Source organism: Paenibacillus vietnamensis, assembly GCF_020169515.1.
Classification (GTDB): Bacteria; Bacillota; Bacilli; order Paenibacillales; family Paenibacillaceae; genus Pristimantibacillus; species Pristimantibacillus vietnamensis.
This window is the reverse complement of the sequence record NZ_JAHMHW010000019.1, coordinates 1-21,159: the sequence shown is the minus strand read 5'-3', so window position 1 is coordinate 21,159 and position 21,159 is coordinate 1. Positions and strand designations below refer to the sequence as shown.

Annotated in this window: 18 protein-coding genes; 2 read left to right on the top strand and 16 right to left on the bottom strand. The window is 51.2% G+C overall.

The features are described from left to right. Positions 1–41: 41 nt before the first annotated feature. From KP806_RS23305 to metH, 11 genes are all read right to left on the bottom strand, one after another. On the bottom strand, positions 42–1,361 hold the full coding sequence (locus tag KP806_RS23305; protein WP_224726156.1) for an ABC transporter substrate-binding protein: 1,320 nt from the start codon (positions 1,359–1,361) through the stop codon (positions 42–44). A 117-nt stretch (positions 1,362–1,478) separates the two neighbouring features. Next, the gene (locus KP806_RS23300; protein ID WP_224726155.1) at positions 1,479–3,035 is read right to left on the bottom strand and encodes a response regulator transcription factor; all 1,557 of its coding nucleotides are present in this window, start codon (positions 3,033–3,035) and stop codon (positions 1,479–1,481) included. Further along, positions 3,028–4,782 (bottom strand): cache domain-containing sensor histidine kinase, encoded by a 1,755-nt coding sequence (locus tag KP806_RS23295; RefSeq protein WP_224726154.1) that lies wholly within the window; start codon positions 4,780–4,782, stop codon positions 3,028–3,030. The genes KP806_RS23300 and KP806_RS23295 overlap by 8 nt, the downstream gene beginning before the upstream one ends. Before the next feature lie 74 nt (positions 4,783–4,856). Further along, a complete protein-coding gene (locus KP806_RS23290) occupies positions 4,857–5,873 on the bottom strand; it encodes an SAM-dependent methyltransferase (RefSeq protein WP_224726153.1) in 1,017 nt (338 codons plus the stop codon). 64 nt (positions 5,874–5,937) lie between these two features. After that, positions 5,938–6,273 carry a cyclic-phosphate processing receiver domain-containing protein gene (locus KP806_RS23285; protein WP_224726152.1) on the bottom strand — a complete coding sequence of 112 codons (336 nt, stop codon included), beginning with the start codon at positions 6,271–6,273 and terminating at the stop codon, positions 5,938–5,940. A 123-nt stretch (positions 6,274–6,396) separates the two neighbouring features. After that, positions 6,397–7,209, bottom strand: coding sequence for an Fpg/Nei family DNA glycosylase (locus KP806_RS23280; protein WP_224726151.1), 813 nt, complete (start codon positions 7,207–7,209; stop codon positions 6,397–6,399). Between the two features lie 40 nt (positions 7,210–7,249). Beyond that, positions 7,250–8,062, bottom strand: coding sequence for an HAD-IIA family hydrolase (locus tag KP806_RS23275; RefSeq protein ID WP_224726150.1), 813 nt, complete (start codon positions 8,060–8,062; stop codon positions 7,250–7,252). A gap of 62 nt (positions 8,063–8,124) precedes the next feature. Then, complete coding sequence (locus KP806_RS23270) at positions 8,125–9,426, bottom strand: ribonuclease H-like domain-containing protein (protein WP_224726149.1); 1,302 nt, start codon at positions 9,424–9,426, stop codon at positions 8,125–8,127. Further along, positions 9,423–11,708, bottom strand: a complete 2,286-nt coding sequence (locus tag KP806_RS23265) for a DEAD/DEAH box helicase (RefSeq protein ID WP_318153780.1) — start codon at positions 11,706–11,708, stop codon at positions 9,423–9,425. The genes KP806_RS23270 and KP806_RS23265 overlap by 4 nt, the downstream gene beginning before the upstream one ends. Before the next feature lie 122 nt (positions 11,709–11,830). Continuing rightward, entirely contained in the window at positions 11,831–12,772 is a 942-nt protein-coding gene (rnz, locus tag KP806_RS23260; protein ID WP_224726148.1) for a ribonuclease Z, read from the bottom strand. A 111-nt stretch (positions 12,773–12,883) separates the two neighbouring features. Then, entirely contained in the window at positions 12,884–16,324 is a 3,441-nt protein-coding gene (gene metH, locus KP806_RS23255; RefSeq protein WP_224726147.1) for a methionine synthase, read from the bottom strand. Between the two features lie 143 nt (positions 16,325–16,467). On the opposite strand from metH, the gene KP806_RS23250 reads away from it, so the two are divergent. Then, positions 16,468–17,016, top strand: a complete 549-nt coding sequence (locus KP806_RS23250) for a 1,2-dihydroxy-3-keto-5-methylthiopentene dioxygenase (RefSeq protein WP_224726146.1) — start codon at positions 16,468–16,470, stop codon at positions 17,014–17,016. A gap of 146 nt (positions 17,017–17,162) precedes the next feature. Here the strand turns inward: KP806_RS23250 and KP806_RS23245 are convergent, their stop codons facing one another. The 5 genes from KP806_RS23245 to yneA form a co-directional block, all read right to left on the bottom strand. Further along, positions 17,163–17,951, bottom strand: coding sequence for an HAD family hydrolase (locus tag KP806_RS23245; RefSeq protein ID WP_224726145.1), 789 nt, complete (start codon positions 17,949–17,951; stop codon positions 17,163–17,165). A 24-nt stretch (positions 17,952–17,975) separates the two neighbouring features. Next, the gene (locus tag KP806_RS23240; RefSeq protein WP_224726144.1) at positions 17,976–18,482 is read right to left on the bottom strand and encodes a hypothetical protein; all 507 of its coding nucleotides are present in this window, start codon (positions 18,480–18,482) and stop codon (positions 17,976–17,978) included. A 26-nt stretch (positions 18,483–18,508) separates the two neighbouring features. Beyond that, positions 18,509–19,498, bottom strand: a complete 990-nt coding sequence (locus KP806_RS23235; RefSeq protein WP_224726143.1) for an aldo/keto reductase — start codon at positions 19,496–19,498, stop codon at positions 18,509–18,511. Positions 19,499–19,543: 45 nt separating this feature from the next. Further along, on the bottom strand, positions 19,544–19,741 hold the full coding sequence (locus tag KP806_RS23230; RefSeq protein WP_224726142.1) for a DUF896 domain-containing protein: 198 nt from the start codon (positions 19,739–19,741) through the stop codon (positions 19,544–19,546). A 171-nt stretch (positions 19,742–19,912) separates the two neighbouring features. After that, entirely contained in the window at positions 19,913–20,290 is a 378-nt protein-coding gene (gene yneA / locus KP806_RS23225) for a cell division suppressor protein YneA (RefSeq protein WP_224726141.1), read from the bottom strand. Positions 20,291–20,453: 163 nt separating this feature from the next. Here yneA and lexA point away from each other — a divergent pair, with 163 nt between their 5' ends. Further along, positions 20,454–21,080 (top strand): transcriptional repressor LexA, encoded by a 627-nt coding sequence (gene lexA / locus KP806_RS23220; RefSeq protein ID WP_224726140.1) that lies wholly within the window; start codon positions 20,454–20,456, stop codon positions 21,078–21,080. The last annotated feature ends 79 nt before the right edge of the window (positions 21,081–21,159 follow it).

Sequence of the window (21,159 nt, the reverse complement as noted above, 5' to 3'; positions counted from 1 at the left end):
GGCCGATCTGCGAACGGCCACCGCGTTTGCGTTATTCCCGATTACTTGTTTTTCTTAAGAATGGCGGTTGCTTCGTCTCTAAATTTCTTAGCTGCTTCTTCTGGCGAAATTTTGCCGTAGTTCATTTGCTCTGCAAGGCTTGTCAACGATTTGAATACTTCGGCGGAACCGATCGGATCAGCCGGATCCATTGGTGTGCTGTGCTCTTCAGCCCAAGCGACATAATCATAAACCTGAACTTGCGCTTCCGTTGATACTTCTTTAAGAGCATCTTTTACTTTTGAAGAAACCGGTACGCCGCGGTCGCCGAGGATCAGCTTGTTCGCTTCGATGTCGTTGACGAAGAAGTTGATGAATTTAGCCGCTTCTTCTTTTGCTTTCGAGTTCTCGGAGACCGAGAAGAACATGCTCGGCTTCAGGAACAAACCTTTCTCCATGTTCGGACCAGGCATTGGAGCCAGAGCCATCGGACGGTTTGCAACCTGCTGCAAGCCTACATATTGATTCGACCATTGCCATACGCCGATACCTTGATTCAAAACAAGATGGCTGTCTTCCGCGCCTTTGATTTGAGCAAGCACGTCAGGAGAAGGTACCGCTCCGTCTTTCACCAGATTAGCCAGCATGCTGAAGAAATCGACGAACATTTTGTCGTCCTCATAACCAAGTCCTGTACCTTCTGCGTTAAACAACGTTTTGTCAAATGTACGGAGGTAGTAAGCGAAGAAGACTTCCGCACGCATGCCGCTATCGAAGAACAAGCCGGCTTCTTTCGCTTTTTTCGCCATCGCTACGTAGTCATCCCAAGTAAAGTTTTCAGGGATGGATTCGATGCCGGCTTTTTTCAGAAGCGCCGGATCGTAGTTGAAGCCGAGGGCGTTAACACCGAGATTAAAGCCGTACAGGCCGTCGCCCAATTTGCCGCCGTCAATCGCGTTTTGGCTGATATCGGTAACGTCGATTTCTTTGCCGATATAAGGCGTCAGGTCAGCCAGCTGATTGCGGCCGGCGTATTGCGAGAAGTTTTGCGTATCGATTTGAATGATATCCGGAAGCTCGTTTGCTGCCGCCTGCGGCGCAAGCTTCTTCCAGTAATCGTCATAGTTTGCGTATTCCATTTCGATTTTTACATTCGGGTTTTTCTCTTTGTACATTTCGATGACTTTCATCGTGTAATCGTGACGAGGCTGCCCGCCCCACCAAGCGATGCGCAGCGTGACCGGCTTCGCTTCGCCAGAGCCGCCGTTTTCCGTGCCGGGATTATTGGTTGCGTTATTTCCTGCGTTATTGCCTCCGCAAGCGCTTACGAGCACCATAGCTGCAGTCATAAGCGTCAAAAGCATTTTTTTAGGTGCTTTCATTTGTGTTACGCCCCTTCCAGACTCTTAAATGTTGTTTACATGATTCATTATAGGATTTTTGTCGAATCATCGGAATTTAAAAAACCGCTTTCTTTGTTAAAAAAACAGAGATCGCCATTATGGCGACCTCATATATTCCGATGGAGTAAATCCGGTATACTTTTTAAATACTTGACTGAAATATTGAGGATTGTCGCCGAAGCCCAGTTTCTCCGCAAGCTCAAAAACCTTCACGTCGCCCGTTTTTTCGATTTCCTCGATCGCCCGTTCCATCCGGAGCCGGACAACATAGTTGGAAAACTTCTCGCCGGTCTCCTTCTTGAACAGTTTGCCCAGGTAATCGGCGTTCATGTACAGAATTTCGCTGGCGACCCAGTTCAGTGACAGCTCCGGGTTGGCGATCTGTTCCTCAATAACTTCAATCATTTTATGAATGATGAACGAATGCTTTTTCGTATGAGACTGATAATTGTCCATGCAGATTCGTTCCGCGTTTTCCGTCACGAACTGCTCGATCGAACGGAGTGTCGATAATTGGTCGAAACTGGCGATTTTCTGCAAATAATCGTTAATCCGCTCGGGATTGCTCTGCCTAACGATTGAAATATAGAGCGGAATAACATAGGACTTGGACAAATAGGTGTCCATTCTGCTTTCGGCGATCAGCGAAAAATAGTGGCCAAGCTCCGCTTTAACAAAATCCCAGTCTCCGGACTTTACATGCATACATAAGGGCTCTTCGTCATAAATAAAAGGCTTCGGAGAACCGTCGTCTTCTTGCTCGATGTCCTTCTTCGTAATGATGCTGCCTTCCCCTAAATAAAACTGGTAATTGAGACATTCCAGCGTCTCTCTGTACATTTTGCGCGCTTCGACGATCTGGCCGCTTCCGCTGACCGCAACCGTGGTGTCAAGCTTGTAATACGACGTGAACGTTTGCTTGATCTGTTGAAGCTTCCGGAACAACGGCTCCGCTTCTTCCGTTGCCTTGATGAGCAGCAGAACATGCTTACCGATCGTTGTGCTAAGGAGTACGACCTCGTTTCCGAGAACGTCCTGCGCGATGTTTTTGACGGCGAACAAATGCTCAAATTCGTATTCCCCTTCGATTTGAAACAGGAGGAGCTGCACATTACCGTTCTCCAGAGAAAGACGGAACAGCCGGCCGTAATCATCCCATTCGCGCTGCCCGTACGTTTTGTTCGTCACAAGCTCCTTCAAAAACTGCTCCTTCGCATGGGGGAGCACCTTAGACAGCTCCTTCTGTATATTTTGCATAAACGTTTCCTGGGAATGATGCTTTTCAAGTTCCTCAATCACTTCGGTTAACGCCTGTGTTATGGCGTTTTCGTTGCACGGCTTGAGCAAATAATGTTTGACGCCGAACTGCATCGCCGTCCGTGCATAATCGAATTCGCTGAAGCCGGACAACAAAATAAACGCGATATGCGGATACTGCTCATACACCTTTTCCACCAGCTGCAAGCCGTTCATTCCGGGCATTTTAATATCGGAAATAACGATGTCGGGCATATGCGTCTCTATGAAGGACAAAGCCTCGATCCCGTTCCGTGCCGTACCGATCAGCTCGGTACTGTACGCCTGCCAATCTACGGTTAACGATATTCCTTCCACAATAATTCGTTCGTCATCGACCAGCAGTACCTTATACATGGTTATCCCTCATTTCATAAGGAAGCATCAAAGTGACCTTCGTGCCTCCGTTTGGTTCGCTTTCCACGGTCAGTCCGTAAGCTTCGCCATACAGAAGCTTGATGCGTTCCTCGATGTTTTTCAGTCCGAGTCCGGAGCCCTTCGTTTTGACCTGCCCGTTTAACAATTGGGAAACGAATTGAGGCTCCATTCCCGGTCCGTTGTCCTCTACCGTTACGAATAGGTGACCGTCTTCATCATAGGCGTGAATCTTAATCCTGCAGGTGTCGATCATTTGCTCAAGCCCGTAATTGACCGCATTCTCGACGAGCGGCTGCAGAGACAGCTTGGGAATGCCGCAGGCTTGCAGCTTGTCCGGAACATCCGTTTGAAAATCAAGCCGTTCCTCAAAGCGGTATTTCTGGATAGTCACGTAATGGTTGATGATATCCAGCTCTTTGCCGAGCGGAATAATCGGTTCCTTCAGATTGATCGACGTGCGAAGCAGTGATCCCAGCGCTTCGACCATTTGCGAAATGTTCGTTTGCTTGCTCAGCTTGGCCATCCAGTTGATCGATTCTAGCGTGTTGTAAAGAAAATGCGGATTGATCTGCGCCTGCAGCGCTTTGAATTCCGTGTCGCGAATCGTGAGCTGCTTGACATAGTTTTCCTGGATTAGCTCATTGATCCTCTCGACCATAATCCTGAAATTACGATGCATTTGCCCCGCTTCATCCATAGCCAACGCTCCGGAATGAGGCTCGTCCACATAATCGAAATGACCGAGTTGTACCCTCTTCATTTTCGCATTCAGACGCTCGATCGGATCGGTGATACTGTTGGCGAACCCGACAGCGATAATAATAATCGCAATAAACAAAATTGCTGCAATCAGCAAAATCGTATTTTTCACCCTGACGATCCTCTCGAAAATATCGTCGAACGGAATAAGCGTGAAATAGGTCCAATCGGTATTTTCGGATGCCATGTAAGTCACAAAGTACTTTTTGCCGTTGGAATTTAAAATTTTATAACCTTCATCACCAGTAAACTGAGCCAGCTGATCGACCGTAAAATCGGGAATTTCCGCGTACAGTTCCTCTTTCCCCTGCATAATAATGAGCTTGGCATCATTGCTGTTCATTCCTTTGGCGAAATCGCTGAACAGCTTATTCATGTCGATGCGGATGAGAAGCGTACCGATATAATCCAGCTGCAGCTGGGCGAAGGAACGAACCTCACGGGCGGCGATCAATGAGCTGCCGGTGTTGTCGGGCGGGATCCAGGTGTTCCCTCCTTTGTTGGCAGCCGTAAGCTTCATAATATCGAAAAGACGGGTATGGCTTAACGTAATCGGATTGTAGCCTACGGTATATCCATTGTTCTGGACATCATAGAGCTGTGCGGACATGACGTATTTATCGAGGGCGCCGATATTGACCATCCTCTCGAGCACGGTTTGTCTGACCACATAATCGTCATATTCGGACAATTCGCTTTTGATCGAGCGCATCTGGCTTTGAATGGTGGGATCCGTTGCAATCATGTACGTGAGCTTCTCCATTTTTTTAAGCTCGTTCTCGATATTGGTCGTGGATAAGGTGAGCGCTTTCGACGATTGCTTATAAATTTCCCGATCATAGATATCGAAAGCATACTGCTGTACGGTGAATCCGAGCACGGCGAGGACGATCATAATAACCGAGATCAGGACAAACATTTTGTGCTTGATTCGCAGGTTCATATAAAGCGTTTTCAGGTCGAACACTTGGTATCGCCTCCGTCATGCTTCACTAGATGTCGAAAATGAAGAGCGCCCTTCGGAGAAGGCCGCTCTGGGGGTTATTTTTTCGTTAGATGCAGCGTAATTTCTTCGCGGTTATGGAAGAGCTGCTTGGCTTTTTGAAGCACAAACTCCGTAGAAAGCCTGGATACGACGTCCCGTATCGTTTGCAGTGGCTTGCGGTGCATGAGCTTTACGGTAATGATCGCCGTTGCGCCTTTTTTCAAAGCCGACTCCAGATCGAGAATCAGTCTGCACATCTGCATCGGACTCCAGCTCATATCGCAGACGAGCAGATCGTAAGTATCATCCTTCAGCTTAGCGTCGGATGCATTGCTTTTCAAATAAGTCAGAGTAGGGTAAGCGAATAAAGAAGGATGAAGCTCCGCCGGATCGACGGCCGTTACCCTCAGTCCCCGCTCCAGCAGCAATGAGGTCCATCCACCCGGCGCCGCGCCGATGTCGAGCGCCTGCTGATGCTTCGCATATTGAAGACCGAAGGTCCTCTCCGCCTCGAGCAGCTTGAATTTGGCCCGCGATATTTGCCCTTCCTCGCGCTGAAAGCGGACGGAGCCGCCCGGCCAATCGGACAGCATGTCCCGCGGCGTGCCGAAGCCGATATACAGCTCTTTGTCAGCCGCGTAAATCGCGATTATGACTTCCGGATCCTGAACGACGGGTTCTGCGTCTATCTCTTCAAGGACGGCATCGAGTACGGCTTTCGTATCGGCGGCCGAATAAACGAATGCCGTCTTTGAAGTTCTCCGCACATGCACCGCCGTCCGTTTATACTCGAACGTCAGCACCGCATGCCTGACCATGTCCGATAACCGTTCCAAATCGGAGGCATTCCCCTCAATTTCGATCGTACGGTCGACGGGCTGCACATGCCGCAAAAATATCGGTTCGTTCCGGTGAATGGTCTGAAGCGTTTCCTCCCGGCCAAGAGGGCTATTCATTAAAAACACTTCTCCGGGGGCCAGCTGCGTGAATCCCGCTCCTTCGAGCAGCCTCCGCAGCTCCTCCATTGCATATGGCGCATATTGCTGATTAGCCGTTCCAATCCATTGACTCACTATTCAATGCCTCTTTCAATTTAAAGTATATAAGGTCGATCTATTATAACACTAACATACATGGTTATGAATGATTGGCTATCTCCATTAACAAGGAGTCAGGCATCGGACCGTTAAACAACTTTGTACTTTCCGGTGCGTTTGCTGCCAAAGTATGATACATTTGAATCCGGCCGGAGTAGCTCGATGTATGGAAATAAATACGTTCCGGGTAGCGGCCGGTTTCTACGATATGTCTGACGACCTCGTAGCCGGTCGGCTGAGCCCAGCCAAGATCGAAATCCAGGGATAAAATATCCACCTTCTCGTGATCAATCAGCTGCTTGCATTCCTCCGCATTGCTCGCTAATACGAATCCTCTCGGACAGTCGCGGTAATCATCCAAATAAACATGAATCATCCAGAATCCCCCGTTCATTAGTAAGATTCAAAGGCAACTGCTCAGGTCCCAATGACACATGTCTTGCAGCCGTTAATCGGGCTGGCATTTCCGCCGCCGGACCGCTCCGGCGCATTCATTTCATCAGCTCTTCTGATATTCCGGACAGTAATATGCAGCACGTCCCGACACATCGATTTTCTCGACCACTGCGCCCGATTCGGAGCATGTCTGGCCTTCGCGGTTATACACATGAAGCCGAGCAGCATACCCTCCGGTCACCGTATCGTCTGCGCTGAAGGGATGCTCACCCGTACCGCCAAATGAAACCGCTTCCTTTAATATTTTATGCACCGAATTATACAATCCTTCCCATTGCTCACGGCTCAGATCGGGAATTTTTGTATCGGGCCGGACGGCGGCGGAATAACAAATCTCATCCGAATAGACGGTTCCGATGCCCGTAATGACCGACTGATCCATCAATGCCGATTTGATCGGCCCGCGTTTTCTGGCGAAACGTTCGATGAATCGGTCCAGTGTTAATTGCTTATGGAACGGATCGGGACTATGGGTGGCCAGCTGCTCTTCAACCTCCCTGGCCGAGAGAAGCTGCAGATCGTTTAGCCGAAGCCCGATAAAATACAAGATCCGGCTTCCAAAACGGATTTGGACCTGCGCAGCTTTACCCGGCCGCTCCTCCTCGCTGCCGCTGTAAAGGTAGGCGCCTTGATGCAATGAAAGGCGAAGACGTCTGCCGTTATCCAGATGAAACAGCAAATATTTGGAACGGCGTTCAATATACCATACGATGGAACCGATTAGCTCCCTCGTTATTGTTTCTTCGCTGACTTGGAACGCTTTTTCATTCCTGATATCGATTGCGGTTATTTGTGCACCGGAAAAATTGTCCGCCAATAAATTCCGGTAATGGTCCAGTTCAGGTAGTTCCTGCATGAAATAATTCTTCCTTCCTCTAGCTCCCGGTTCGTTCCGCCTATATTCCTCTGCGATCGGAAATATAGGAACGCAGCTCGTCTAATTGATGACATATCATATCCGGTTCGCAGCCGGCTTGCTTCATATAGTTATCTATATTCTTCAAGGTGGTCAGACCCGTTAAGACAAGAACCGTTCCGCAGCCGGCGGATTTGCCGAAGGCAATGTCCGTTGCCATATTGTCCCCGACGACCCAAGTCTCGCCGGCTGTAAGTCCGATGCTTTTTAACGAGTAATCCATTAAAATTTGCGAAGGTTTGCCGATCAGAACGGGCTCCTTGCCTCCCGCCGCAGTCAACATGGCCCCGATTGAGCCCGCCCCCGGAATAAGACCGTCTGTCGATGGCAGCAGCAAATCCGGATTAGTCAATACGTATGCCGCACCCTCATGAATATGACGGACAGCCTTGGCCAATCGCTCGTAAGTGAAGAACCGGTCTATTCCCTGCAGGACAAAATCCGGCTTCTCCTCCGTCAGTGTGAGGCCTGCACCCCGCACGGCTTCCAGCAGCCCTTTCTCGCCTATCGCAAATACGGATGCGCCGGGGCGCTTCCCCGCAATGTATCCGGAGGCCGCCTGCGCAGAGGTGCATACCTCTGCCGGCTCTGCGGAAATGCCCATATCGGCAAGCCGCTTCGCAACCTCTTCAGGCGTGGCGGAGGAATTATTCGTCACGAACCGAAACGGCAGCTCCGTTTCCCGCAAATAAGTAATTAGAGTATCGGCACCCTCGATCCGTTTCGTACCATGGTAAAGCGTGCCGTCCAAATCAATAAGCAAACCGCGCATCGCGGGCAATTGTATCGACATTGCTGCATCTCCCCTGCGCTCTAATCTGACGTAAATATTATGTGAACAGCTTTACGATTACCTTATAAAAGCTGCTTTTCCCGCTTGCGGTTTAACCGGGCCATCCGGTTTCTAAGCGCATCCAGCTCGGACCGTTTCTTCGAGTCCAAACGGGTGAGCCTTGAGGATTGCTGAATATGCTCGAACGCCGTGCTGGCATAGGCCAGCGCCGCCCCGTAATCCTTAAGCTTATGTTCGTAATACATGGCGAGCTCAATGCTCGCTTCCAGCGCAGAAGCGCCGAAATGCTGATTCGAGCGCAAAACGGCCTTCTGCCACAATAACACAGCCCGATTCCAATTTCCAGCTTTCTTGTCCCGGGCGGCCAGCATCAGCAGCGTCGACGGCTTTGCCGCTTCCGAATTTTCCGCTAAATGGTACAGGTTTCCGGTCAGCTCATATCTGCCCATTTTCTCCAGCCAAATTCCCGTCCGAACCAGCTCTTCGGGCTCTTCAGGCAGCGGAATGTAACTGCTGATCGTGCCGTTTAATAAATGCCCGAACCGGATCGCCAGGCAGGCAAGCGACAGCATATCCGTTTCGTTGTGACGGAATACGCCTTCAAGCGGTGCCGGATTGCCGTCCGCCAAAAATTGAAAATAAAGCTGCGGCGCCAAGGAGCCCGGCACGTCGTCCTCGCGGCGAATGCCAAGCCTCTCCTCCTCGACGTGACTGAGTCTGCAGGAGGCGAGTGTGTTGCGCCAAATTGAGCGGGCAGGATGGAGAAAGTCAAGATGCTTGGGCTCCCAAATGTTGCGGCCGAGCCCGTTCATAATGAGCCTGCTTTGGACAAGCGGCCAGTCGAAGGTTTTGCCGTTATAGGTCGCCAGGTATTCAAAGTCTGTGAGCTTTTCCGTTAAATAAGCGAGCATCGCTCTTTCTTCGGCCGGATGCCGAATAATCGTCTGTTCAATGACGTATTGACCGTTCTTCACATATCCGATACCGATCATGAAAGGCACATTTCCCGCCCCTACACCAAGTCCGGTCGTCTCCAGATCAAGGAATAAAATCCGCTCTGAAGCTGCTCCATTCGGTGCACCGGGGTGAAAAGAGGCCAAGCCCGCTGAAGCGGCGTCGAGCTCGCCCAGCGCATGCAAGCCGTGATAATGATCGGCCTGATAGACGGTTTTGCGGATCAGGAAGCTTCCTATCTCATGAACGTGAAGCTTCACGCCGATCTCTTCCCAATCGGGGGACAGCCTTTCGGACTCCGCGATTTCCATTGCAGGCTCTTCAACTGCTGAAAGGTTTTGAACCGGCGGAGTATCCTTGGCTGAAGCTTCGCCCCGCAGACGGTTCATCCTGTCCCTTAAGCCGCTCATCGCACTCCCTCCGCTTCTTTAAGCAGCTCTAGAGCCTGCTGCTTTCCGAGCAGACCGACCTCCTCGATCGGCCCGACGCAAGCCGGACAGCCGCTAAGGCAGCTGCAGGACCGGATATGCGATTTCGCCTGCTGGAGCAGCTCGTCATGCACCTCGAACAAACGCTCGCTGAGTCCGATCCCCCCGGGATACCTGTCATAAAAGTAGATAGTCGGCTTTTGAGTATGGACCGCCTTAACCTGCGGGACGACGCGGATGTCAAACGGATCGCACATCAGATACAACGGCGCGATATGAACAAGGACGTTTGCAATGCCGAGCAGCGCGAACTGCATTTCGTTTTTGCTCTTTCGCGCGGCGGCTTCTTCGCTGAACGAGAACCAATACCCGCTTGTATGCAGTTCTTCCTCCGGCAGGTGAATCGGGCCTGAGCCGATATTCTCATGGGTCCGAAGCTTTATTTTTTTGAAAATCGTCGGTTTTGCGTTAACGGTCAGCTCGCCGTACTGCCTGACAATTTCGCCGGATTCCCGTTCCTTGTCGACATGGAGCACCTTCAGCTCCACGGCAAGATTCGCATCGGTGTAATAATCGACGCTAACTTCACGCACGTAAGCTTTCTTTTCCGGGTAATCCAGCTTTTCCACCTGGTACTGTACGCCCTCGTGCAGGTAGATCGCTTCCTCATGGATCAGCGTCGGTGCGCCGAAGCGGTCGACCTCGCCAAGCACGCGGCTGCCGTTTGTCAGGTCGATAATGACGAAGTTTTCCTGTGCGGCCGTCCGGAGCGAAATGTTATGGGCGGGAAAGGATTGCTCCATCCAATACCATCTTCCTCCGGCCCGGTGAAGGACCTTCTCCTCGACGAGAAATTCCATCATGTCCTCCAGCGGCTCGGACCCGAATTGCTCTCCTTGCTCGAAAGGAAGCTCGTAGGCGGCGCATTTGACATGATCGATCAAGACGAGGAGATTGTCAGGGTGAATCAGTGCCCGCTCGGGCGGCCGGTTAAAGAAGAAATCCGGATTTTGAATCATATATTGGTCAAGCGGATTGCTGCTTGCCACCATAAAGGTGACCGAGCTCTCCTGTCGCCTCCCCGCCCTTCCGGACTGCTGCCACGTGCTCGCGATCGTTCCCGGATAACCGTTCAGGACGCATGCCTGCAGTTGGCCGATGTCGATACCGAGCTCAAGCGCGTTTGTGCTGACGACGCCTCGGATTTCTCCGCTTCTGAGTCCCCGCTCGATTTCGCGGCGCAGCTTCGGCAAGTATCCGCCGCGGTAGCCGCGGATCGTCTTGTCATTCACCTTATCGCGGTTAAGCTCCTGCAAATAGGTAAGCAGAAGCTCTACCCGCACTCTGCTCCTTGCAAACACGATCGTCTGCACTCCCTGCTTCAGAAGCATGGCGGCCAGCTTTCTCGTCTCGAGCACGCTGCTTCTGCGAATTCCCAGCTGCTTGTTGACGACGGGCGGATTATAAAAAACGAAATGCTTCTCTCCCATCGGCGCGCCGTTGTTATCGACCAGCGCAACCTTTTCGCCGATCAGCCTTTCCGCATGCTCCCGGGGATTATCGATGGTCGCTGAAGCGCAAATGAATTGCGGCTTCGAGCCGTAAAACCGGCAAATGCGCTTCAGCCGGCGGATGACGTTGGCGACATGGCTCCCGAACACCCCCCGGTAAGCATGCACCTCATCGATCACGATAAACTTAATATTCTCAAACAGCTTGACCCACTTCGTATGATGCGGCAAAATGGCGGAATGAAGCATATCGGGATTCGTAACGACGATATGCCCCGCATTTCTGATCGCCGTTCTAACCGTAGGCGGCGTGTCTCCGTCATACGTATGGGTCTTGATTCCCGCGTCCATCAAATCGGCTAGCGCCTGCAGCTCGGCCACCTGGTCCTGTGCGAGCGCCTTGGTCGGGAACAAATAAAGGGCGCGCCCCTCTTCGTTCTCCAGCAGCGATTGCATAACGGGCAAATTATAGCAAAGCGTCTTCCCGGAGGCCGTAGGCGTCACAGCAACGACGTGATTCCCTTCACGCGCCGCGCGGTAAGCCGCCGCTTGATGCGTATATAATTCGCTGATTCCTCTTGAATGCAGCGCTTCCTTCCAAGCCGGGTGCAGTCCGTCAGGCAGCGGGACGGCCATTGCTTCCCGCGGCGGAATAGTCCGCCAGTGCGTGACGTTATTCATAATCTCGGGATCAGCCTTCAAATACTCCAGCCATTCCGCAAGTCCGGAGGTTTTACCCGTAAACCGGTTCATTGTCCTCCCCCTCCAATCCACGTTCCTCTCTTTCATTCTACAGAATACATGTTCGGTCTGCAATTCATTTATCATCCGCAAAATCAAAAAAACGCGGCATGCGCATGCCGCGTTTTCGTTCACTACTTCGTGGTTTCCCGCGTAATTTCGATCATCATCAAGTCGGCAGCGGCCGTTACTTCTTCAAACCGGCTCGCAGCCTCCCGCTCCAGCATGGCAAGGTCCTCGCTGCCGTACCGGCCGCTGAAATGCGTCATCACCAAACGCCCGACTTTAGCTGCAGCCGCCGCAGCCGCCGCCTCATGGGTCGTGCTGTGACCGAATTCATGCGCCTTTTCCTCCAGCCCTGCGGCAAAAGTTGCCTCGTGCACCAGCAGGCTTGCGTTTTCGGCAAGCTTCACCGCATTACCGCACGGCTTTGTATCTCCTAGAATCGTCACGATTCGGCCCGGCAAATGTGCACCGGTCACCTCTTCCGGACGAATCAGCCTTCCATCCGGCAGCGTGACGGCCTGCCCGTTTTTTAACTGCCCATAGACAGGGCCCGGCTGAACGCCCAGCTCCCTGAGCTTTACAGCATCCAGCTTCCCCGGCTGATCCCGCTCCGTCAGACGATAGCCGAAGCAGGTCACCCGGTGCTCAAGCGGCTTTGCTTCGACCGATACCAGTCCGTTATCGAACACGCTGCCTTCATGCTCAGCCGGAAGCTCGTGAATCGTCAGCTCATAATCAAGCTGAGTGCCGCTGACCGCGAATATCGTCTCCATATAATGTTTAATTCCCGGCGGCCCGATCAAAGCAACTGGAGTGACGCCACCGTCAAAGGAGCGGCTGCTCAGCAGGCCTGGCAGGCCGTAAATATGATCGCCGTGCAGATGGGTCACGAATACCGCCTCCAGCTTGCTTAGCTTAAGCGGCGTGCGCATAAGCTGGTGCTGTGTCGCTTCTCCTGCATCGAACAGCCACCAGCCGCAGCCCGGCTCCGGCAGCTGCAGAGCAATTCCCGTCACGTTCCGATGTTTGGAAGGCCTGCCCGCCCCCGTTCCCAAAAACCATATTTTCATCGTTAACCGACTTCCTTCCCGGAATCCGACTCGGCGGCTCCGATTATGAAACGAAGAGCCCTCTCTAGCTCGATGGTCCGAATGCTGGAGGGCTCTGCATATCCTTTATTATTATACTTTTTCTACGTTAAAATATTGCGCCTCAGGATGCGCGAAGACCATCGCGGATACGGATGCTTCCGGCTCCATCATGTAACCTTCCGTAAGCTCTACCCCGATATCCTGCGGTCGCATCAGATCGAACAACGGCTCCTGATCCTCCAAATTCGGGCAGGCCGGATAGCCGAACGATACGCGGATGCCTTGATAACGCGCGCCAAGCCGCTGCTTCATCGTCATTTCGGCCGGATCCGGGTAACCGCAAATATCGCGCATCATATGGTGGATGCGTTCGGCAAGACCTTCCGCAACCTCCAGCGCAACCGATTGAAGCGCATGCGACCTCAAATAATCGCCGCTGTCCTTCCATTCGTTCGCCAGATCCCGGATTCCTTGTCCGGCTGTAACAACCAGGAAACCGACATAGTCCATGACGCCGCTGTCTACCGATTTCAAATAATCGGCCAGGCACAAATACGGCTCTACCTGCTGGCGAGGGAACGTAAACCTTTTAATCTCCTGTTTCGGATCGGCCGGATTATAAATAATAACATCGTTGCCGGACGACTGTGCAGGGAAAAACCGGTACATCGCATGAGCTTTAATGTAGCCTTCCGCACTTCCCTCCTGCAAAATCCGGTCGACGGTCGCCTTCAATTGAAGCGCTTTTTCGTTACCTTCCTTCAGAAGGTTGTCTATATTGCCCTTCAAGCCGAGATGGTGGCCGAGCAGCATCTGCATATTCACGTACGGTATAATGTGCGGAATCGGCACGTCGCGAAGCACGTGACGTTCCAGATCCGGCGGCGTAAACACCGGCGCGTCCGGCGAAATTTTCGAACGGACCGCCCTGCTGAGCTCAGGCAGCTGCTTTTTATCCTCTTCCTCCGCACCTCCGGAAGCTTTATAAGCGGCCATTTCCTCTTCCATGCGCGCCCGGTGTTCAGAATCCATCAGCTTATTCGCAATATCCAGTCCGTCCATCGCGTCCTTCGCATACAGGACGAGACCGTCGTATTCCGGACCGATCCGTGTCTTCGTGAACTTTCGGGTCAACGCCGCCCCGCCGACAAGAATAGGCACGTCAATGCCCGCGGTACGCAAATCCTGCGCCGTGATCACCATTTGCTGCGCCGATTTGACGAGCAGACCCGATAAGCCGATTGCATCGACCTTCTCATTGCGGTAAGCCTCGATCAACTGCTCCGGCGGTACTTTAATGCCGAGATTGATAATCTTATAGCCGTTGTTGGACAAAATGATTTCGACGAGATTTTTGCCGATATCATGGACATCGCCTTTAACCGTCGCCAAAATAATTTTGCCTTTCACCGAGGACTCGTTTTTCTCCATAAACTGCTCCAGATAACTTACGGACGCCTTCATAACCTCCGCGCTTTGAAGCACTTCCGCCACGATGAGCTCGTTGTTGTTAAACAGGCGGCCTACTTCCTCCATACCCTTCATTAGCGGTCCGTTAATGACCTCCAGCGGCGAGTATTTCTTAAGCGCTTCGTCAAGATCGGGAATGAGGCCTTCTTTCGTGCCTTCCACGACGTAAGAAGCAAGACGTTCCTCCAGCGTGAGGTTGGAAATTTTCTCCTTCTTCTCGACCTTTTTATTGCGGAAAGCGGCGACAAACGCGGCCAGCGTATCGTCATTCGTATTATAGATGAGCTCCTCAGCCAGCTTCCGCTCATCTTCCGGAATCGACGCATAGCGTTCGAGCTTCTCCGTGTTCACGATCGCGTAATCGAGACCCGCCTTAGTCGCATGGTACAAATAAACCGAATTCAGCACCTCGCGTCCTGCGTCAGGCAAGCCGAAGGAAATATTGCTGAGACCTAATATCGTTTTGGCAAGCGGATATTTTTCCTTGATCATCCGAATACCCTCCAGCGTCTCCACAGCCGAGCCGATATATTGCGGATCGCCGGAGCCGACCGGGAACATGTTCGGGTCAAAAATAATATCCTCTGGATTCATGCCATATTTATTGACGAGGAGATCGTAGGACCGGCCTGCCACCTCCATCTTGGCTTCGCGCGACACCGCCTGTCCGCGCTCATCGATCAGAATCATAACGACGGCCGCCCCGTAGCGGTGAATTAGCGGCAATATTTTCTCGAACTTCGATTCCCCGTCCTCCAGGTTAATCGAGTTAATGATCGCCTTGCCCTGCGAATATTTCAACCCGAGCTCAATAATATGATCGTAAGTGGAGTCGAGCATAAGCGGAGCTTTAATTTTCTTTACGACCTGCGGCAAAAACTGATGAACGGCGTACGCCTCGTCAATGTCCGTATCCTGAAGATTGATGTCAATGACATGCGCCCCGCCCTTCACTTGGGCTCTTGCAATTTCCGACGCCTCGTCGAACTTCTCTTCCTTAATCAAACGCTTGAATTTCCGCGATCCGGATATGTTTGTTCTCTCACCGATCATAATCGGACGGTTCTCCGGCTCGATATAAACCGTGTCAATGCCGGAAACCGCATTCGGATGGTCGCCAAGCTTCGTGCGCGGCTCGTAATTGGCCATTGTCTCCGCCATGACGCGAATATGCTCAGGCGTCGTGCCGCAGCAGCCGCCGGCAATATTCAGCCAGCCCTGCTCAGCGAAAGAGGCGATTTTCTTGGCCAGCGATTCCGGTGATTCGTGATAATGACCGTTCTCGTCCGGCAAACCCGCATTCGGGTAACAGCTGATCGCCGCCTTGGAAATATCGTTGAGCGAACGGATATGGTCACGCATGAACTCCGGCCCCGTCGCACAGTTTAATCCGATCGAAATCGGCTTCAAATGCTCGAGTGAAATATAAAACGATTCGATCGTCTGTCCCGCAAGCGTCGTTCCCATCGGTTCAATCGTACCGGAAATCATAATCGGAAGCTCGCGTCCGAGCGTGTCGAAGGCGTTCCGGATACCGATGCTGCCGGCTTTTACGTTCAGCGTATCCTGCGAGGTTTCAAGCAGAAGCGCGTCTGCGCCGGCTTCAATTAAGGCAAGCGCCTGCTCGTAATAGCTCTCTACGAGCTCGTCAAACGTTACGCCGCCTGTTACGGACAACGTTTTGGTCGTCGGGCCCAATGCGCCCGCGACGAATCGCGGCTTGTCCGGCGTACTGTACTTGTCGCAGGCTTCCCTTGCCAGCTTTACCGCAGCCAGATTGATTTCCCGCGCTTTTTCCGGAATATCGTAATCGGCCAAAACGATGCTAGTCGCGCCGAATGTGTTCGTTTCCAAAATATCCGCTCCGGCTTCCAGATACTGCTCATGGATCGAGCGGATCACGTCCGGCCGTGTCAATACGAGCATTTCGTTGCATCCGTCCAGCTCAGGACCGCCAAAGTCATCTTCATTCAAATTCGCTTGCTGAATCATCGTACCCATTGCGCCGTCCAAAATAAGGATACGCTCTTGAAGCAATTGTTGTATGGTCGGTTTCGACAAATTACTACACCCTTCCCGCAAATCATTAACCCATAGTTTATCAGAATACCTTGTGTGTGAAAAGGTACATCCATCGACATTCGGTTGGTTTTGTTTTATAATGATTATATCATTTAATCTCTATAGGAAAAGAGGGAATGTTCTTGGCTGAAATAAGAATTCGCAATACGGAGGAACGGATTCAAGGGGAAGATAATGTCCGCGCCTTTCTAGAGAAGCAAGAAGTGCTTTACGAGCATTGGGATCCGAAGAAGCTTGAGGCTGGGCTGCAAGAAAAATTTGTCCTCTCCGACGAAGAGAAACAGCAAATTTTGGCAACATTCGACGAGGAAATCCGCGATTTGGCCGAACGCCGCGGCTACAAAACCTGGGACATCATCTCTTTATCCGATGCAACACCGAATTTGGACGAATTGCTTAAGAAATTCGAGAACGTGCATACGCATACGGAAGACGAAGTGCGCGCCATTACAGCCGGCAAAGGCATTTTTATTATAAAAGGCACCGATGATGTCGGATACTTCGACGTCGAGCTTGAAGCAGGCGACGTCATTTCCGTACCGGAATATAAACCGCATTTCTTTACGCTGATGGAAAACCGCCAAATCGTTGCCGTAAGATTATTCATCGAAACCGAAGGCTGGATCGCTCATCCGTACGCGGATGAATCTTTCGGATCGAAGCAAGCGTAAACGGCCATCCCCGTCCTTCGGCGGCATTAGCTTACGTTTCGCGGTGAGATTTAGACGTCAGTATAGGAGCTAAACTAATACTTTTTTTTACAAAGCAAACCCCTCGATACAAGCAAATCTGATATCGAGGGGTTTTTGTCATGCAATTAAGCTTCCAGAATCGTAAGAAGCTCCTCTAAATGCTTAATCTCATGGGTCGGAATAATATCGTCGTTCCGAACTGCGCCGTGTCGGTTAACCCATACGGAGGTCATCCCGATCGTATTCGCACCCAGAATATCGGTAGTCAGCTTATCGCCCACCATAATACCATGATCCGGCTCGATACCGAGACGATCCAGCGCATGCTTAAAGATCGAAGCAGCCGGTTTTCCTTCCCCGAACTCACCCGATATAATAATATGATCGAAATAAGGAATAAGCTCGGGCACGCCAGCCAGCTTCTCCCGCTGTAAGTCGGGTGAACCGTTCGTAAGCAACAGCAGCTTATACTTGCCTTTCAAGGCATCCAGAAGCCGGAACGTTTCTTCATATACGATCGGACGTGCACGTCTTTCGGCAGGAAATTGCTCGGCCAGTTTAGCCCCCAGCTCTTCATCGTCCACGCCTACCGCTTTCAATCCTTGCGTCCATGCCGCCTTGCGGTAGCCCGGTGCCAGCCGCTCCAGCTTGCGGAACTCTTCCTGTTCACCTTCGAGGAACGGAGCCCAAAGTGCCTCGAACGGATTGATTCCGATCATTTTGGTAAACGGAAAGGTTTCGTAGGACTCGTACAGCGTCCTGGCCTCGCGGCGAACCGCTTCCTCCAACTCCGCCGGGTCTACGCCGGTTTCCTTTGCTGCCGTTTGGCAGGTTGCTTCAAACGCTTCCTTTACGCTGCGGTCGTCCCACAGCAGCGTATCATCCAGATCAAATAATACTGCTTGTTTTGCCATCGTTGTTCGTACTCTCCTGCCTATTTATTTTTGCTCAAAAGAGATGCCGTTCGCTTGCGCAAACAGCTTCAGCTTATCGCCGATTTCATCGGTCGGGTACCGGTTCAGCAACTTGGAAAACACCCAGTTCGCTCCTTTATGCTGTTCAATGATAACATACCCCGGCTGTACGCTAATTGCCTTAATATTGGACGCGGGCAGCCGCTTGTCTCCCGTCATCCGGCGGGTTTGGACATAATCCTTGCCTATCGTTATGTAAGGTCTGCGGAAATAAAACACAGCGGCAAGCAAGATATAACAGCCGACCGTTATCCAAAACATTGTGTCCATTTGAAACTCGGTTGAGCTTTGCATCAAGATTACGTATAGCGCAATAAACAATAATAGAAGAATAGGCGCGATGTAGTTGCGGCCTACGATTTTCTCCGATTTCTCGGCATTAAAAACAAGTTGACCGGTCCCTTGCTTCTTGCGCTGTTTGTTGATGTTGCTCATGTTTTTGCGCACCTTGCGCTCCCAAGAACGTGACAAGCTGTCATTCCTCCTGAATCGGTATTCTATTCGAACGGCCTGCGGAATTTATGAATAAACCGGTTTGGGTAATCATCCGGCAATGCGCTTGCTTCATCCAGGCGGCTCCACAGCTCCGCAGGAAGCTCCCAGCCGATTGCACCGATATTATCTTCAAACTGCTCAAGCCTGCTCGCCCCGAAAATCGGAGAAGTAATTCCTTCACGCTGCAGCAGCCATCTTAACGCGACCTGAGCCGGCGTTTTGCCCGCTTCCTCCGATACCGAAAGCAGCTCATCCAGGATCGCGAAGTTTTCGTCCGAGGCACGATTCACCCAAGCGCTCTCGCCTACCTTCGAGGTTAAGCGGCCCTCCTCCGGCATTTGCCTGTTATACCTGCCCGTCAGAAAACCTCCGCCAAGCGGAGCCCATGGAATGACGCCAACCTTCTCTTCCAGACATAGAGACATCATTTCACGGTCCATTTGTCTGCTGACCAGACTGTATTGCGGCTGAATCGACACAAACCTAACGTAACGGTTCGCATCGCTATAAGCTAACGATTTCATCAGCTGCCATGCAAAAAAATTGGAGCAGCCTATGTACCGGACTTTGCCCGAGGAGACAAGATCGTCGAGCGTTCGCAGCGTTTCCTCGATCGGGGTTGCATGATCCCAGACGTGTACCTGGTACAAGTCGATGTAATCCGTCTGCAGCCGTCTTAAGCTCGCTTCGACGCCGTCCATAATGTGCTTGCGCGAAAGCCCGACGCCATTAATGTTTCCTGAGGTCGACATTCTTACCTTCGTCGCCAGCACGATATCCGATCGTTTGTCCTTAATCGCCTTGCCCGCGATTTCTTCCGACCGGCCGTTTACGTAAACGTCGGCCGTGTCCAGAAAATTACCCCCATGCTCTACGAACCGGTTAATCATTTCGATGGAATCCGTTTCGCTTGTCGTATTGCCGAAAGTCATCGTCCCGAGACACAGCTCGGATACAGCCAGACCGCTCTTGCCTAATAGATTGTATTTCATCTCATCACTCTCCCATGGATTATAAATGAGTTGCCACACGTTACGCTAATGCTTGATTCCTTCCTCGTCGTCCCCGTCAACGATCTTAATGTTATCCAGCTGCTGCCGGAAATTGCGTTTGAAATTGTCCAAATATTGACGACGCAGCTCGTCCCGTTCGGTCGTTTCCGCATCGGTAAGCCCTACGGTTTTGTTCTTGCGGGACAGCTCGTTAATTCGGGCGATTAATTTGTCGATATCCATATTCCGCTCTCCCCCTTTCATGATGACAAAAAAAGCTCTACTCTTTACTTTTACATTTCAAAGGACAGATGTCAAGGTAACGAAGCCTAACCCTAAAATAAAAAACTTTCCGGTATCGAACGATAATCGGCCGACAATTCCGGAAAGCTTAAACATGATGGGTGTATTCTATTATATAGAAGGTATGATCAGCTTCTGGCCAGGCTTTATGTTCGCATCCTTCAACTCATTACGTTTTTTAATCATATAAATAACGAACCGGGTATCGTCTTTGCCTTCGACATATCTCTTCGCAATATCCCAAAGAGTGTCACCTGAGCTTACCGTAACAATTTGCTCAGCCGGCGAGGCTGCAGCAGGCCCGTTGCCCGAAGCATCGGTGCCGATCATCAGAAAGCTCGTAAACAGAAGAATAAAAACGAGCATACTTACTGTAAGCTTAACGGCATGCCGTTTCAAGACCTTAGCCAAAACCACTTTCCATTTCTTCGCGCCGCTCGGATTCTCTTTATGGATCGTTCTATAAAAACTTGGACTGGTCATCATCATCTCTCAACACCCCAAACGTTTGTTCTGTTATTGATATCAGAATACACGAACAAGCGTTTGGTGTCAACGCAAAAATACGAACTTTTGTACGGAGAACTTATGTTTGTGCGAACTCCGGTTCTATGTTATAATTTTCTACAAATCTACTAATGGAGTGATCGCAGTGTCGAAGATTTCGAACCGGCAACATTCGATTCTAGAGTTCATAAAGAATGAAGTCCGGGAGAAAGGCTATCCGCCGTCCGTAAGAGAAATCGGCGAAGCTGTAGGACTATTGTCAAGCTCTACCGTGCACGGGCATTTGGACCGTTTAGAGAAAAAAGGCCTTATCCGCCGCGACCCGACCAAGCCGCGCGCGATTGAGATTTTGGATCAGGATCAGGAAGGCGCGGACAACGTCATTCCGTTCGCAGTCTCCAAGGTGCCGATCGTAGGTAAAGTTACAGCCGGCGTTCCGATTACGGCAACGGAGAACATCGAGGAATATTTTCCGCTTCCGTCACACTTTGTCGGAGATAACAGCGTGTTCATCCTGAATGTCATCGGTGACAGCATGATTGAAGCCGGCATACACAGCGGAGATTATGTTATTGTTCGCCAGCAGCAGACGGCCAACAACGGCGAGATCGTCGTCGCAATGACCGAAGATGACGAAGCGACGGTCAAGACGTTTTATAAAGAGAAGAATCACTTCCGTCTGCAGCCGGAGAATTCCACGATGGAGCCGATCATTCTCCAGAACGTTACGATCCTCGGCAAAGTGATCGGTTTGTTCCGCGACATCCATTAATTTTAAACAAGCGCAATACATGAGAATCGAGTAGGCCTATGCGCATGCGCATAGGCCTCTCTCAGATCCGGACGTGCGG